This window comes from Mycoavidus sp. SF9855 (genome assembly GCF_024582735.1).
Classification (GTDB): domain Bacteria; phylum Pseudomonadota; class Gammaproteobacteria; order Burkholderiales; family Burkholderiaceae; genus Mycoavidus.
Genome location: NZ_CP102085.1, coordinates 595,184 through 609,559, shown reverse-complemented (window position 1 = coordinate 609,559; position 14,376 = coordinate 595,184). Strand labels below are relative to the sequence as shown.

At 50.2% G+C, this 14,376-nt stretch carries 14 protein-coding genes and 1 tRNA gene; 2 read left to right on the top strand and 13 right to left on the bottom strand.

The window, feature by feature from the left end; genetic code table 11:
* Positions 1–16: 16 nt before the first annotated feature.
* The 6 genes from hisS to ndk are packed head-to-tail and all read right to left on the bottom strand — an operon-like array spanning position 17 to position 5,642.
* Positions 17–1,339 carry a histidine--tRNA ligase gene (gene hisS / locus NQD60_RS02660; RefSeq protein ID WP_257100949.1) on the bottom strand — a complete coding sequence of 441 codons (1,323 nt, stop codon included), beginning with the start codon at positions 1,337–1,339 and terminating at the stop codon, positions 17–19.
* A 34-nt stretch (positions 1,340–1,373) separates the two neighbouring features.
* Positions 1,374–2,663 (bottom strand): flavodoxin-dependent (E)-4-hydroxy-3-methylbut-2-enyl-diphosphate synthase, encoded by a 1,290-nt coding sequence (gene ispG / locus NQD60_RS02655; protein WP_257100948.1) that lies wholly within the window; start codon positions 2,661–2,663, stop codon positions 1,374–1,376.
* 29 nt (positions 2,664–2,692) lie between these two features.
* Positions 2,693–3,652 (bottom strand): helix-turn-helix domain-containing protein, encoded by a 960-nt coding sequence (locus tag NQD60_RS02650; protein WP_257100947.1) that lies wholly within the window; start codon positions 3,650–3,652, stop codon positions 2,693–2,695.
* Positions 3,618–4,016 (bottom strand): hypothetical protein, encoded by a 399-nt coding sequence (locus NQD60_RS02645; RefSeq protein ID WP_257100946.1) that lies wholly within the window; start codon positions 4,014–4,016, stop codon positions 3,618–3,620. The genes NQD60_RS02650 and NQD60_RS02645 overlap by 35 nt, the downstream gene beginning before the upstream one ends.
* Positions 4,013–5,197 carry a 23S rRNA (adenine(2503)-C(2))-methyltransferase RlmN gene (gene rlmN, locus NQD60_RS02640; RefSeq protein WP_257100945.1) on the bottom strand — a complete coding sequence of 395 codons (1,185 nt, stop codon included), beginning with the start codon at positions 5,195–5,197 and terminating at the stop codon, positions 4,013–4,015. Before rlmN ends, NQD60_RS02645 begins: the two co-directional genes overlap by 4 nt.
* Before the next feature lie 19 nt (positions 5,198–5,216).
* Positions 5,217–5,642, bottom strand: a complete 426-nt coding sequence (gene ndk / locus NQD60_RS02635) for a nucleoside-diphosphate kinase (RefSeq protein WP_223693945.1) — start codon at positions 5,640–5,642, stop codon at positions 5,217–5,219.
* Between the two features lie 611 nt (positions 5,643–6,253).
* On the opposite strand from ndk, the gene NQD60_RS02630 reads away from it, so the two are divergent.
* Both NQD60_RS02630 and NQD60_RS02625 read left to right on the top strand, forming a co-directional pair.
* Entirely contained in the window at positions 6,254–6,958 is a 705-nt protein-coding gene (locus NQD60_RS02630) for a Bax inhibitor-1/YccA family protein (RefSeq protein WP_223693942.1), read from the top strand.
* A 132-nt stretch (positions 6,959–7,090) separates the two neighbouring features.
* Positions 7,091–8,257, top strand: coding sequence for a porin (locus NQD60_RS02625; RefSeq protein WP_257100944.1), 1,167 nt, complete (start codon positions 7,091–7,093; stop codon positions 8,255–8,257).
* 211 nt (positions 8,258–8,468) lie between these two features.
* On the opposite strand, the gene pth is transcribed toward NQD60_RS02625, so the two are convergent.
* The 7 genes from pth to NQD60_RS02590 all read right to left on the bottom strand — a co-directional run bounded on the left by pth (position 8,469) and on the right by NQD60_RS02590 (position 14,338).
* The gene (gene pth, locus NQD60_RS02620) at positions 8,469–9,062 is read right to left on the bottom strand and encodes an aminoacyl-tRNA hydrolase (protein WP_257100943.1); all 594 of its coding nucleotides are present in this window, start codon (positions 9,060–9,062) and stop codon (positions 8,469–8,471) included.
* Between the two features lie 11 nt (positions 9,063–9,073).
* Positions 9,074–9,697 carry a 50S ribosomal protein L25/general stress protein Ctc gene (locus NQD60_RS02615; RefSeq protein ID WP_257100942.1) on the bottom strand — a complete coding sequence of 208 codons (624 nt, stop codon included), beginning with the start codon at positions 9,695–9,697 and terminating at the stop codon, positions 9,074–9,076.
* 166 nt (positions 9,698–9,863) lie between these two features.
* Complete coding sequence (locus NQD60_RS02610; protein ID WP_223693934.1) at positions 9,864–10,817, bottom strand: ribose-phosphate pyrophosphokinase; 954 nt, start codon at positions 10,815–10,817, stop codon at positions 9,864–9,866.
* Between the two features lie 34 nt (positions 10,818–10,851).
* Positions 10,852–10,928: transfer RNA gene (locus NQD60_RS02605), tRNA-Gln, on the bottom strand.
* Between the two features lie 44 nt (positions 10,929–10,972).
* Complete coding sequence (gene ispE, locus NQD60_RS02600; RefSeq protein WP_257100941.1) at positions 10,973–11,836, bottom strand: 4-(cytidine 5'-diphospho)-2-C-methyl-D-erythritol kinase; 864 nt, start codon at positions 11,834–11,836, stop codon at positions 10,973–10,975.
* 94 nt (positions 11,837–11,930) lie between these two features.
* Positions 11,931–12,485 carry an outer membrane lipoprotein LolB gene (locus tag NQD60_RS02595; protein WP_257100940.1) on the bottom strand — a complete coding sequence of 185 codons (555 nt, stop codon included), beginning with the start codon at positions 12,483–12,485 and terminating at the stop codon, positions 11,931–11,933.
* 26 nt (positions 12,486–12,511) lie between these two features.
* The gene (locus NQD60_RS02590) at positions 12,512–14,338 is read right to left on the bottom strand and encodes a tetratricopeptide repeat protein (protein ID WP_368736109.1); all 1,827 of its coding nucleotides are present in this window, start codon (positions 14,336–14,338) and stop codon (positions 12,512–12,514) included.
* Between the last annotated feature and the right edge of the window lie 38 nt (positions 14,339–14,376).

Sequence of the window (14,376 nt, the reverse complement as noted above, 5' to 3'; positions counted from 1 at the left end):
GAAACGGGTTGCGCTGCTAGGCGGCAACCATTGCATCGATTAGATAGTCTAGTAAACGCTCGTTAGAGATGCTGTGCTGCGTGACATCGCTACCTGCTTCATGGGTCTTGCGCAAAGCTTTGACGGTGACCGAGCCTTGTGCAACTTCGTCCTCGCCAATGATAACCGCATATTGTGCGCCACTCGCATCCGCACGCTTCATTTGTGTTTTAAAATTTGCGGGAGCGCCATTGGCGCTACAGTGCAAAATAACGTCAAAGCTTGCGTCGCGCAGCCGTTCTGCGATAATAAAAGCCTGCGTGCGCGCAACGTCACCCTGATGAACAAGATAGATATCGCAACCCTGCGGCTGCGGCGTGAGTTGATCTTCTTTAAGCAGTTCAAGAACCCGCTCAATACCTACGGCCCAGCCACACGCTGGCACGGGCTTGCCACCAAGCTGCTCAAACAACAAATCATAGCGCCCGCCCCCAGCAACTGTACCCTGCGCCCCAAGTCGGTCCGTGACCCATTCAAAGACCGTCAAATTGTAATAGTCAAGCCCGCGCACAAGGCGTGGATTCAGGGTAAATGGAATATTATTTGCTTTTAGCAACTGACTTAACGCATCAAAGTGGGCCAGCGATGCTTCCCCTAAAAAATCCATTAGCTTAGGTGCCTGCTGCACCAGTTCTTGCAACGCTGGCTGTTTAGTATCCAGCACACGTAGCGGATTAGCATATAGGCGCCGCTTCGCTTCGTCATCAAGTAACTCCATATGCTGCTCTAAGTAAGCGACTAACGCTTTGCGATGTTCGGCACGCTCAGCAGGCTGGCCTAACGAGTTAAGCTCAAGCCGGATACCAGTCAAACCAAGCTCATCCCATAAACGCTGAGACAGCAAAATAATTTCAGCATCCGCATCTGGACCAGCAAAACCCAATGCTTCAACACCAAGCTGGTGAAACTGCCGATAGCGGCCGCGCTGTGGGCGTTCGTGCCTAAACATCGGCCCGTTATACCATAAACGCTTAGGACCATCGTATAACAAGCTATGTTCAATGGTTGCCCGCACAACGGCAGCAGTATTTTCTGGACGCAACGTCAAGCATTCGCCATTTAGCGCATCCACAAAACTATACATTTCTTTTTCAACGATATCCGTCACTTCACCGATACCGCGCGTAAAAAGCTGCGTTTGTTCAACAATTGGAGTACGGATATTATGATAGCCGTATGCGCTTAGTGCTGCTTTCGCAGTATTTTCAAAAAACTCCCATAGGGCTGCGTCCTGCGGCAGGATGTCATTCATCCCTTTGATTCCGGTCAGTTTTTCAACCTTCTTACGTTGCTCTATCATGGATTTTAATTGACTCTATTTTGTTGAATCTTTTTTAGTTTACTGCAAGCGCACTGCCGAAACGGCGCTCAATATAGTGGCTGATAATTTGCTGAAATTCTTCAGCAATTCGCTCGCCACGCAAGGTCACTGATTTTTCACCATCAATAAAAACCGGAGCTGCCGGGTTTTCGCCAGAACCCGGCAAGCTGATGCCAATATCAGCATACTTCGATTCGCCCGGCCCATTCACAATACAGCCCATCACCGCAATCTTCATTTTTTCAACGCCTGGGTAGCGTTTGCGCCATACCGGCATGTTCAGATGCAAATAATCTTGGATCTGGGCGGCCAGCGTTTGAAAAGAAGTGCTCGTCGTCCGTCCACACCCCGGGCAAGCAATCACCACTGGCGAAAATGCGCGTAAACCTAGAGCTTGCAAAATGTCTCGAGCGACGGTCACCTCGCCCGTACGCGTAGCGCCAGGTTCAGGCGTTAGTGAAATACGAATGGTGTCGCCAATGCCAGTTTGCAATAGAATAGCCAGCGCAGCAGTGGATGCCACAATACCTCTTGAGCCCATGCCAGCCTCAGTCAATCCGAGGTGAAGAGCATAGTCGCAACGCTGCCCGAGTTCACGATACACGGCAATCAAATCCTGCACACTACTGACTTTGCATGACAGCACAATCTGCTTAGCCGTAAGCCCGAGCTCAAGTGCTCGCTCGGCGCTACTTAGTGCAGATTCAATCAATGCCTCAACCATCACGCTTTGCGCCGAGATAGGCTCGGCACGCTGCGCATTGTTGTCCATGATGCGCATTAAGACAGTCTGGTCAAGGCTACCCCAATTAACGCCGATACGCACAGGCTTATTATAACGACATGCTACTTCGATCATCTGCGCAAATTGAAGGTCGCGCTTAGCGCCTTGGCCAACATTGCCCGGATTAATCCGATACTTTGACAAAGCCTGCGCGCACGCAGGGTAATCGCGCAACAATACATGACCGTTGTAATGAAAATCACCAATCAGCGGCACGGGCACGTCCATCCGATCCAGCTGCTCACGGATAATAGGCACCGCCTGGGCCGCCTGTGGCGTATTGACGGTAATCCGGACCAACTCAGAGCCCGCTTGCGCTAGCTCTTTGATCTGGATTGCAGTCGCAATCGCATCTGCTGTATCCGTGTTGGTCATTGACTGGACGCAAACTGGGGCCGCCCCGCCAATCGTGACTTGATGCTCCCCCCAGCGCACGAGTACCGGCTGCGACAGACGGCGACATGCCATAGCAGCAGTAACAGGCACATCCTGTAACGCTGGTTTGTTGTGCGTTTGCATCCCGCTTCTATCCATTCACATTCATCTGGCTACGGTAACTCAAAACGAGCAACATTTTGGCGCGCACCCATATATTTAGCTGAATCTACCTGCTTGCCATTCAATTCTAGCGCACTCAGCCCAACCACATTGCCAACCACCACCTTGAATGGTGGCGCCCCTTTCAGAGTGTGTTGAGCGCCTGCCCGCAGAGTATTTGCATACACTTGTTGGCCATCGTGCTGGTTTACGCTAATCCAGTTGTCTTGCGAAACTTTGATATGCAGGGTTGAGTATACGTTTGGCGTATTCAGCTGGCTTTCTGAAGCCGATGCAGTCGATGAAATAGCTGGCACCACATCCGAGCTTGTTTCTTGAGTTGCAGTGAGCCAATTGGCTTGGCTAGCTAGAACCGAGCGCTCTTCGGCAGCACCCACAGGCGCCTCGCTGGTGGACGCTGCCGGCGCTGGGTCAGAGAACTTCTGCTCAAGCCATTGCGCTGTTGTGCTGCCATGCCGGTATGTCAAAAGCACCGCCACGATTAAAGCAAGTAGGCTCGCGCCCCATAGCCATGGATAACGTCTGCGCTTACCCTGCCAAGCAGTCAAGCCGCAGCGCTTTGGTGGCTGAATTGGATCGCGCAAGCTCAAGGTTGAAAGGTTAGAGGGACCTTGGCCACTGGTGCGACGCAAAGCATCGACTAAAGGCTGCGGATCAGTGCCGAGGATTTTTGCATAGCTACGCATAATGCCAATCGCAAAAGTGACTTCTGGTAAATGCTCAAGCTCGCCCGCTTCAAGCGCGCGCATTTTGGCCACCGGCACCTTAAGCCGGGCAGAAACATCTTCAATCAGCCAACCTTTAGCTTGACGTAATTGAGCAAGTTGCTCGCCTGCAACACGCGCTGAACCATCATCGGCAGTCCATACCGTGCTAACAGCCGCTGCCGAAGTAGCGGGCAATGGTTCCTTGCTATCAGTCATCAAAGACTGTTCGTCGTGCTTGCTCATCTAAAAATCTCGCATAATTTAATCGTAACAACGGGTCGTCCTTACCGCTTTTGACTGCTAGCGCCTGCTGAAAATATTGCCCTGCTGCTTGCACATTACCGGCAGCACGCTCAATCAGCGCTAGCGCGTGTAGCGCCTCACGGTGATCCGCAGTGAGTTGTAGCGCCAACGCAGCTTCGCGGCGGGCAACCTCAAATTGTTCTTTGTCCAGATAAGTCAGCGCAAGTTCCGCATGTAAATCCGCCCGGTAACGCAACGCCGCTTGCTTCGCCGGACCAGGGCTAACAACTACTAACGATGGCGCTGAACAGGCCCCACTTAAAAAGCATGCTACACATAAAACAAAGAGGCGCCTTAGCATCATGCCGAATGAATCTCGATCATTGCTCGCCCTTTATTTTGAGCCGTGGTATCTGCCGCGACGGCGCCTTTCATGCTTTGACTACGTTCGGCAAGGCGGGTGCGGTCAATTACATCCCCCGCCAACTGGCCGCATGCTGCGTCAATATCATCGCCACGCGTTTTGCGAATTGTCGTGACAATGCCAGCGGCCAACAAAACTTGCGCAAAGCGCTTAATCCGCTCAGCGCTGGAACGCTTCAGTCCAGACTCAGGAAACGGGTTAAAAGGAATCAAATTGAATTTACAATGCACATCACGCACCAGCGCAACCAATTCATGCGCATGTGCAACTTCATCGTTGACCCCATCCAGCATGCAATATTCAAACGTAATGAAATCACGGGGCGCGGCTTTCAAATAACGCTGACATGCACTCATTAATTCGTGCAGCGGGTATTTTTTATTCAGCGGCACCAGTTCATCGCGCAGTTTATCGTTAGGCGCATGCAACGAGACAGCGAGGGCGACTGGCAACTCTGCCGCCAACCGATCCATCATCGGCACAACTCCGGAAGTCGACAAAGTCACACGCCGGCGCGAAAGCCCATAAGCATTATCATCCAGCATCAGGCGCATCGCACTGACTACTGGATTAAAATTAAGTAGCGGCTCGCCCATTCCCATCATGACCACATTAGTAATCACCCGACTTGGGCGATTAGCGCCAAGATCGCCTGGCGGCAAAGAATTGCGCAAGGCAAATTCTGCCAGCCAGAGTTGGCCAATGATTTCGCTCGCGCTTAAATTCCGGCTAAAGCCTTGCTTGCCCGTGGAGCAAAAGCGGCAGTTCACGGCACATCCGGCCTGAGATGAAATGCAGAGGGTGCCGCGCGCCGTTTCGGGAATGAATACGGTCTCAACCGCATTGCCATTTCCTACATCGATCAGCCATTTACGGGTGCCATCAGCCGATAGGTGGTCGCTCGCAATTCCAGGAGGCTGGATCGTTGCATGTGCTTTAAGTTTTGCCCGCAATGATTTCGCCAGATCGGTCATCTGATCAAAATCGGCTACGCCATATTGGTGAATCCAGCGTTGTAATTGCTTTGCACGAAATGGCTTCTCGCCCAGGCTGTTGGCGCAATAAGCGCTCAGCCCAGGCCCATCGAAATCGAGCAAATTGACGGCTTCGGCGGTTGCCATTTTTTAGTGGCCTATAAGTTTAACGCGAATAAATATTGATTTCTGGAAAGAAAAAACCAATCTCAATGCGCGCGTTATCTGAACTATCAGAACCATGGACAGCATTCGCATCAATGCTATCAGCAAAATCTGCACGGATTGTGCCTTTATCTGCTTTTTGCGGATCAGTCGCACCCATTAAATCACGGTTTTTTGCAATTGCGCCCTCGCCTTCGAGCACTTGAATCATAACCGGCCCCGATACCATGAAATCAACGAGCGCTTTAAAAAACGGACGCTCCTTATGAACGCTATAAAATTGCTCTGCTTGCTCACGCGACAAATGAGTCATGCGAGCGGCCACGATTTTCAGGCCAGCATCTTCAAAACGGCTATAAATCTTGCCAATTACATTCTTGACTACAGCATCAGGTTTAATAATTGACAAAGTGCGTTCAAACGCCATAAAAAACTCCACTCAATAAATGTTTATTTAATATTACTTAATCAGCCCTCTCCCCTTCCTGTTGACAGTGAGGGGATCCCGACAACATTCAAGCAATAATCACTTGAGCCGCTTCGGTGGATTCCTGTTTCACAGAACGGCCTGACTGCATTCTTTTCTCTACAGGCGCACAAGCGATGACCTCGCCCTCATTCATCTCCCTAAAGGATGATGATGTTTATGCGAAATGAATAAAGCATTAGCATCATAAATTCTACTCAGCCAAAACCCCTTACCAGTAAGCGTCAGTCAGCTTGGCAACATCTAAAGCAAGCCTAATATTCTAACATGTAGCCAAATACGAGGATACTGTCTATATGCTAGCCATGCTAAATATCTTCGTTACAGGAGAAAAATAGGCGTGGCTCTTTGCGTAATTAATAATATTGTAGGTTTTTATCCTTGCCTCCACCAGCTAGCCAAAAGGCCAAAGCATAAGCACACAAACCAAGGGGCTATACATAGTTCTATAAATGTGCTATATAAACGCTGTGCGGGCGCTCTATTTGGGCGGCGTCCTTTCTTATGGGTAGGGTACGTTGCCAAGCCCCCGTATTTTCAGGAGAGAGTATATGAAAAACGATTTTCAAACTTACAGCTTCGGCCGTAATGGAAGCATCACCACGGTTGAGACTCGCAACCGGGTATTGCGTAATACATATTGGCTGCTAGCACTATCGATGATTCCAAGTGTCTTCGGCGCCTGGCTTGGTGTGAGCGCCGGCTTTTCGCTGCTCAGCGCAACCAGTCCAGGTATCGGCTTAATGCTCTTTATGGCGATTGCATTTGGCTTTATGTTTGCGATTCAGCGGTTTAAAAACAGTGGCGTCGGCGTCGCCTTGCTGCTGGGCTTTACATTCTTTATGGGCTTGATGCTCTCACGCCTATTGAGTTTTGTGCTGGGTTTTTCAAATGGCGCGTCGTTAATCATGCTCGCGTTTGGCGGCACGGCCGTTATTTTTACCGTGATGGCATCGATCGCAACTGTTTCAAAAAGGGATTTTTCCGGTCTTGGCAAATGGCTATTCATGGGCGTAGTTGTGCTGCTCATCGCGTCAGTCGCTAATATTTGGCTCAAGCTACCCGCTTTGATGCTGACCGTATCTGTGCTGGCGATTGTGATTTTCTCCGCTTATATGCTGTTTGATGTGCAGCGTGTAGTGAACGGAGGAGAAACCAATTACATTACCGCAGCACTGGCTATCTATCTAAATATCTACAACGTGTTCGCTAATCTGTTAGCACTGCTCGGCGTTTTTGGCGGGAATCGGAATTAAATGTTCGCTTAGCAATCACTCAGTCGGTGTTGCGATAAGAAATACAGACTAAGCCGTACAAGCACAATGCTCGTACGGCTTTTTTATTTTTTATTAAAAGATTTGACCACTATTATATTGCGGGGTGTAAAGATGAAGAAAGCTCTTTTAAGCATTGTTCTCACTAGCGCAGTTGCCGCTCCTACCTATGCTCAGAGCAGCTTAACGCTCTATGGCTCACTAGGGGCTGCGATTATTTATACCAACAACCAAACAGGGAAAGAGCAAGCTGGTCACCCAAACTGGCAAATCGGCAGCGGCGGGGCGGGCAGCAACTACTGGGGATTGCGCGGCGCAGAAGATCTAGGTGCAGGCACAAAAGCAATTTTTCTGCTAGAAAGCGGCTTTAAAATTAACAATGGCCGCTTTCCACTAAAGGGCGTGGGCTTTGACCGCCAATCCTTTATCGGTTTGTCCGACTCAGGAACTGGCACAATCACACTTGGCCGCCAATATGACTCTCTGACCGATTACCTTGCGACATTCAGCTTAGCAGGCAGCAGTCTAGGGGGCGGACAATTCTCGCATCCCTTCGATAACGATAATTTGAATAGCACGTTTAGTGTTAGCAACTCAATTAAATTCTCAAGTATCGACTATAACGGCTTTACGTTCGGTGGTTTATATGGTTTTTCGAATGAAGCAGGCAAGTTCGCCAATAACCGTAATTACAGCCTTGGCGCTGCCTATAATTATGGCCCGTTCGGCGCCGCAGTAGGGTATCTGCAAGCTCACCACGCTGGCGCGAATAACACCGGCGCAGAGATGGAGGAGGAGTCCAATTTACCCGCTGACCGTCAGCGCATATGGGGAGCTGGGGCAAGTTATATGTTTGGCCCAACCACAGTAGGTTTCGTATTTACCCAAGCAAAATTTGACCGTCCGTCGAATGATGAGATTGGAAAGAAATTAAACCTTCCAGACCGCCCATTGCTTGGCAATTATGCTAATTTTAATAACTATGAACTCAATGCCCGCTATCGCATAACGCCAGCATGGAGCGTAAATGGCGCGTACACATTCAGCACGGGCAAATTCTCCCCCTCTCAAGATATTAGCGCTTTAAAGGCGAAATGGCATCAAACCAGCCTGCTCACCAGCTACGCTCTATCAAAACGCACGAATGTTTTTATTTCAGCGGTCGCTCAGCAATCTCAAGTACGAGATAGCCAGTTAAGCCTTACCAATATCAATGGCTTCAAATACTCCAGCACTAACAGACAAATAGCGATCACGACTGGCTTGCGGATGAAATTCTAAATAATCCCTCTGCCCAATCTCTCGGACGAAACAGTTTAAGCGCACTAAGCAGGTGTTTGCCTTGTGCTCTCGCGCGTGGAACGCGTGACGGCTCAAGGCGAGCCAGAAATTTGTGAATGACTGTGCAAAATAGTAGGGTGACAACGAAACCGGGCTTTTGCAGAGCGTGTACTTTCTTGTGTGGAGTTTAGTCTGGAATTTTTGTTTGGAATCAGCGCGACTGACCATGCAACTGCATCATTGCACGCTCCATTTCGCCTTGTACCACCCATTGCATCACTGCAAGACTGCGGCGAATAGCATCGTCAACTAATGCCTGCTCCTCTTTACGCGGCGGCTTGAGTACGTAATTAACTACGTCAGATTTTTTTTCGTCTATCGCACAATCCCGTGGATGACCAATCCCTAAACGCAAGCGCCAGTATTGCGGAGTTGCCAAATGCGCAGCAATATCTTTTAAACCATTGTGCCCGCCACTGCCGCCACTAAATTTTAATTTAGCAGCGCCAGGCGGCAAATCAAGTTCATCATGCATCACTAGAATTTCAGCAGGAAGAATTTTATGAAAGCGAGCAAGCGCAGTAACTGACTGGCCTGAGCGATTCATAAAGGTCTCTGGCTGTAGTAGCCATACTTCACTGCCATGAAAACGCGCCCGCGCCGCTAAGCCATGAAAACGCGCTTCATGACGTAGCGTTGTTTGCGTCGCGCGGGCAATCGCATCAACCGCCCAAAAGCCGGCATTGTGCCGGGTTGCACTATATTCCGCACCCGGATTGCCAAGGCCGGCAATGAGCTTAATCATAGAAGAATGCCTTAAGAAGCTGCTGGCGCTTCGCCTCCTTCAACAGCAGACGCATTTTCAGCTGCCGACGCGGCTGCAGGGATTGTTGCCGAGACGATCACTGGGTTTTCTTGCTCTAGGTATTGCATCAGTTCAACCCCTTCTGGCAATTTCACGTCTTTTGCATGTAGTGACTGACCGACCCCCATATCGGCCAGATCAAGCTCGATAAATTCGGGCAGATTGGCAGGTAAACAGGTCACTTCGAGTTCATTCATTACATGGGAAAGAATCGCACCATCTAGCTTGACCGCTTTAGAGATATCTTGATTCAAGAAATGCAGAGGCACTTTTTTGTGGAGCTTTTTGCTGGCATCAATACGTTGAAAATCAACGTGCAGCACTAAAGGTTTGAATGGATGATATTGCACATCGCGCAATAATACCGGCTGCGAGGTACTACCAATTTCAAGCTCCAGAATCGAAGAATGAAACGCTTCTTTCTTCAGTGCATGGAAGATCACATTATGATCTAGCTCGATTAATTGTGGCTGGCTATCCGCGCCATAAACAATAGCGGGTGTTTTGCCAGCATTACGCAGACGGCGGCTCGCACCCGTACCCTGCAGGTTGCGCTCAAAAGCGACTATTTTCATATACTTCTCCTAAAAAACCGCCCACGACCAGGCAGAAAAAGAAATCGCGCCCATTACATTTTTAATCGGCGCGCTTCTCATAAAAAAACGATGCAAGCGAATTTTGATTCATTTCGCATCGCTCTTTAGCGCATTTTATGCGCTAAAAAATGGGGCAATTCAATGTTTAACTATCTGCAAAAAGCGACATGACTGAATCACCGCGGCGAATCCGCGAGAATGTCTCAGCCAGCAGGCTTGCGCTTGATAGCTGTCGAATTTTTGCACAAGCACGGGCGTCATCGCGTAACGGAATGGTATCGGCAACCACAAGCTCGTCTAGCTCAGATTCGGCAACTCGTTTGACGGCCTCACCTGACAAAACTGGGTGCGTCGTATACGCAAAAACCTGCCGCGCACCCCGTGTCTTCAATACTTGCGCCGCCTTACATAAAGTGCCAGCGGTATCCACCATATCATCCATGATCACGCAGGTGCGACCCTCTACCTCGCCGATCACATGCATGACTTCCGCAACATTCGCTTTAGGGCGCCGCTTATCGATAATTGCAAGGTCGGTGTTGAGTTGCTTAGCTAATGCGCGGGCACGCACTACTCCGCCTACATCGGGCGACACAACGAGCAAATCTTTGTGGTTTTGCTTACGCAAATCCCCTAGCAGAATTGGCGTCGCATAAATATTATCAACCGGGATGTCGAAAAAACCTTGAATTTGGTCCGCGTGCAAATCCATCGTAATGATCCGGCCAACGCCAGCAATTTGCAGCATATTGGCAACCAGCTTAGCGGAAATCGCAACCCGCGCTGAGCGGGGCCGACGATCTTGGCGGGCATAACCAAAATAAGGAATAGCAGCAGTGATCCGGCCAGCGGAAGCGCGTTTTAGCGCATCGACCATGATCATTAATTCCATTAGGTTATCGTTAGTTGGCGCGCATGTAGGCTGGAGGACAAAAACTTCTTTACCACGCACGTTTTCCTGAATCTCGACTTGAATCTCGCCATCGGAAAAGCGGCTGACCATTGCTTTACCAAGCGGAATACCAAGGATCTTAACTACATCGTGAGCAAGCTTAGGATTAGCATTGCCAGTGAACACCATTAAGCCGTCACTACTCATATATACCTATTCAGGACGGCTCTTCGCGAAATTTTGGCAGGGGAGGAAGGACTCGAACCCTCGCATGCCGGAATCAAAATCCGGTGCCTTGACCAACTTGGCGACTCCCCTACAAACAACAACTTCTAAATCGCTTAAACCTTATCTTTAACTTTTTACGACGCAAAAGCAAGCAACGGGTGGCTGTCAAGACTTGTCGCTACCTGACTATGCCAGCCAGCAGGCAACGCCGCTTGCACCGAGAGGGCTTCATCTTTGCTGAGAAATACCGCAAAAACACTTGCACCTGACCCCGTCATGCGAGCTGGCGCAACAGCTTTAAACCAATCCAACACTTGCGCTACTTCTGCGTATTTTCCGGCAACTACAGCTTGCATATCGTTACGCCCAAAACCGCCAGGCCCTAACGCGCCACTTCGTTGCGCTAGAAAGTCCGCTATTTTGATGACTTTCGTATCCCGTGTCAATTCCCGCGTAGAGAAAATTTCAACAGTCGACACTTGCACGGCCGGCGTCACGACCAAAAAATGGCGCTGCGGTAGCTCGAGAGCCTGCAACTGCTCTCCAATTCCTTGTGCAAATGCATTGTAGCCAAATACAAAAAATGGCACATCTGCGCCTAATGATACAGCCAATTCCTGTAGTTGTGCACGTGATAAATTGAGCTCCCATAACCGGTTCAGCGCAAGTAAGACGCTGGCCGCATCTGAACTACCGCCACCTAGGCCGGCGCCAATCGGTATCTGCTTTTCAAGCCCAATCTCAACCCCCAGGGGACAACGCGCATGCGCCTGCAGCGCGCGCGCTGCGCGCAAGGTCAGATCGGACGCCTCAGACACGCCCGGCACAGGCGCCGCGCGCGTGATGAGTGAATCAGCGCGCACCTTAAAATGTAGCGTATCGCCGTAGTCGAGCAGCTGAAATACCGTTTGTAAAAAGTGATATCCATCCGCCCGGCGACCGGTGATGTGCAAAAAAAGATTCAGCTTGGCAGGCGCCAAACATGAAAAATCAGGCATATGTTTTATATCATTAAATCATTCAATTTCTGTTAACAGGCCTTATCTGCTTCGATTTTGCTTGCCTGATAACGGCCTAGTGCTCAGTTGAGCTTCAACGATCAAGCACAAGCTTAACCTCAATCGATGAATCATCACGCGTTAAATTCATACGTTGCACCCGCACTACAGGCGCCTCTGTATAAGAGAGATAGTCAATCGTCCACCCATCTTGCCGAATCTGCACAGGGCGCTCCCAACCTTCCGGTACCCGCAGCCAATTGCGCAAACCTGTCACCGGCAAGGAAAAACCTAGTGTGGTTTTCATCAACTCATCCGCATTGTCAGCCACCTGTGTCGGCCGATTAGGCAGTTCAAGCACTGCGCCCAAAGCCGATAATTGGACTATAGCCAACGTCTGACCAAGCGGGCTCAGTAAACGCAAGGTCACTGCTTTGCCATCGTCGCGCCAGGCAAAATGCCCATAGATATTGCAGGTTCGGCTATGAACGCCCTTGACCTCTTGGTAGCGCACTGAAAAACGGCCATTGCATGCAAACGATGTGGGTGCAGGGGGCGCAAGCGGTGGCAACGCGCAACCCGCCAGCCACCCTAACAAAATAGCCAATACCGTAAACTTTTTGAGTTGAGATTTGATTGGATATCGCATATCTATTTTTGTTCTTTACTGTCTCATTACCGTTTGATCGAAAAACGTTTTAGCGTTCGCAGCAAGATATCGTTGTTTTCTTCAAGTTTTCTGGCTTTTTTCCAGATTTGTTTGGCCTCTTCCTGCAAACCTTGTATCCATAGGACCTCACCCAAATGAGCGCCAATTTCGGCATTAGGCTGTAGCTGATAAGCGCGACGCAGTAATTTAGCTGCTTGCAGTGGATTGCCAAGTCGGTACTTGACCCAGCCTAAACTATCGATAATGAAAGCATCGTCTGGCGCCAAAGAAGAAGCTTTCTCAATCAGCTTGTCTGCCTCATTAAGCCGTTGACCACGATCTGCCAATGAATAGCCAAGAGCATTATACGCATTGGGATTATCGGGCTGTAACGTCATCAAACGACGCAGTAAATTTTCCATCAGCGTGTAATGGCGATTTTTTTCGGCCATCATGGCGTACTCGTAAAGCAACTCCGGCTCATCTGGATGCGCTTTATGCGCCCGCGCTAGACTTGCTTCGGCCTCGACATAATGCTGCGCCTCAGCCAGCAAGGCACTATCGGTGCGCGCGGCCAATATTTTGACGCGCGGCTCATTGCTTTGCAAATCAGCAAGCAATTTGCGTGCTTCATCGACTTTGCCAGCTTTAGCTAACAGCTGTACGCGGGCAAACAACGCCGGAATGTATTGGCCGCTGGCGGCATTAATTTTGCTTAACCATTGCATGGCGAGCACATCATTCTTTTTTTCGCTGGCAATCTGCGCTAAGTAAATATAGGCCTGCCCGGCATCCAATTCTGGCTTGGTTTTGCGCTTTTCTACGGCATGCACGTATTGTTGCAAATACTGCTGCGCATCGTCATAGTGCTTTTGCTGGATATGAATCAGGGCCAAAGCCATTAACGGGGCAAGATCAGCCGGATTTTGCGCGCGCATTACTTGGAATTCTCTACGGGCCTGATCAAACTCCTGATCGGCTAGATAGAGCTGCGCTAGCGCAATATGCGCATTACGCGATTTTGGATTTTTCTGAGCAAAAGCCCGCATCAACTCAATCGCCTGCTGCCGCTGGAGGGGCCCAAGTTGCCCCAACAATAAGGCGGCAGCTTCATAGTCTGGCTTAAGAGTAAGCGCCTGGCGCAATGATTGCCAAGCTTTGGCTGAGTCATTTAACAAAAGCTGCTGCCGCGCCAGCGCAAGGTGCGCTTCAGGACGCGCCAACTCGCTTTTGAGTAGCGTCTGCAGTAAGTTCAAGCCACTCGCCGGGGCTGGGCTGCGTGCTAACAGTAACTGCAGCGCCAACATCGCCTCCCCTTTATCGTCTGCTGGGACTTTGGCCAGTTCAGCAGCCAAAATAGGCCGCGCTTCATTAAACTTACCGCTTAGTACCAGCAAAGCAGCTTCAAATTGTGCGGCACGCCCAGAATTTGGCTCATATTGGCGCCATAGACGGGCGGCCACCAGCGCATCAGATGGGCTCTGCGCACCCAATGCGATTTCTGCCGCTCGCTGAGCCATACGAGGATCATGGGTAGTACGCGTCAGTTCAAGATAAGTCTGATAAGCAGGCGCAGGCTGCCCCCGCTGTAGCGCAATCTCAGCCGCCAGGACCAAGAACATAATCTGGCTTGTCAGCTTAACTGCCGGCAGTGTTCTGTACGCGTCAAGCGGCGCTGGCAAGCCGGCGACGACGCTCTCTTCGCCTGAGATGGCGGTTGCACGCGCATTTACGCTGAAGGGAGCCGCCCATACGGCGGTTGCCAGCACCATTACGCCAATCGAATACGCCACGCGCGGCAGAGCCGTACGCTCAGATCGATACATCAACAACTGTGTAAGAAAAATATTCATGAGTCTCCAGCGGCAATCTGATTGAAGAATTGTAACGC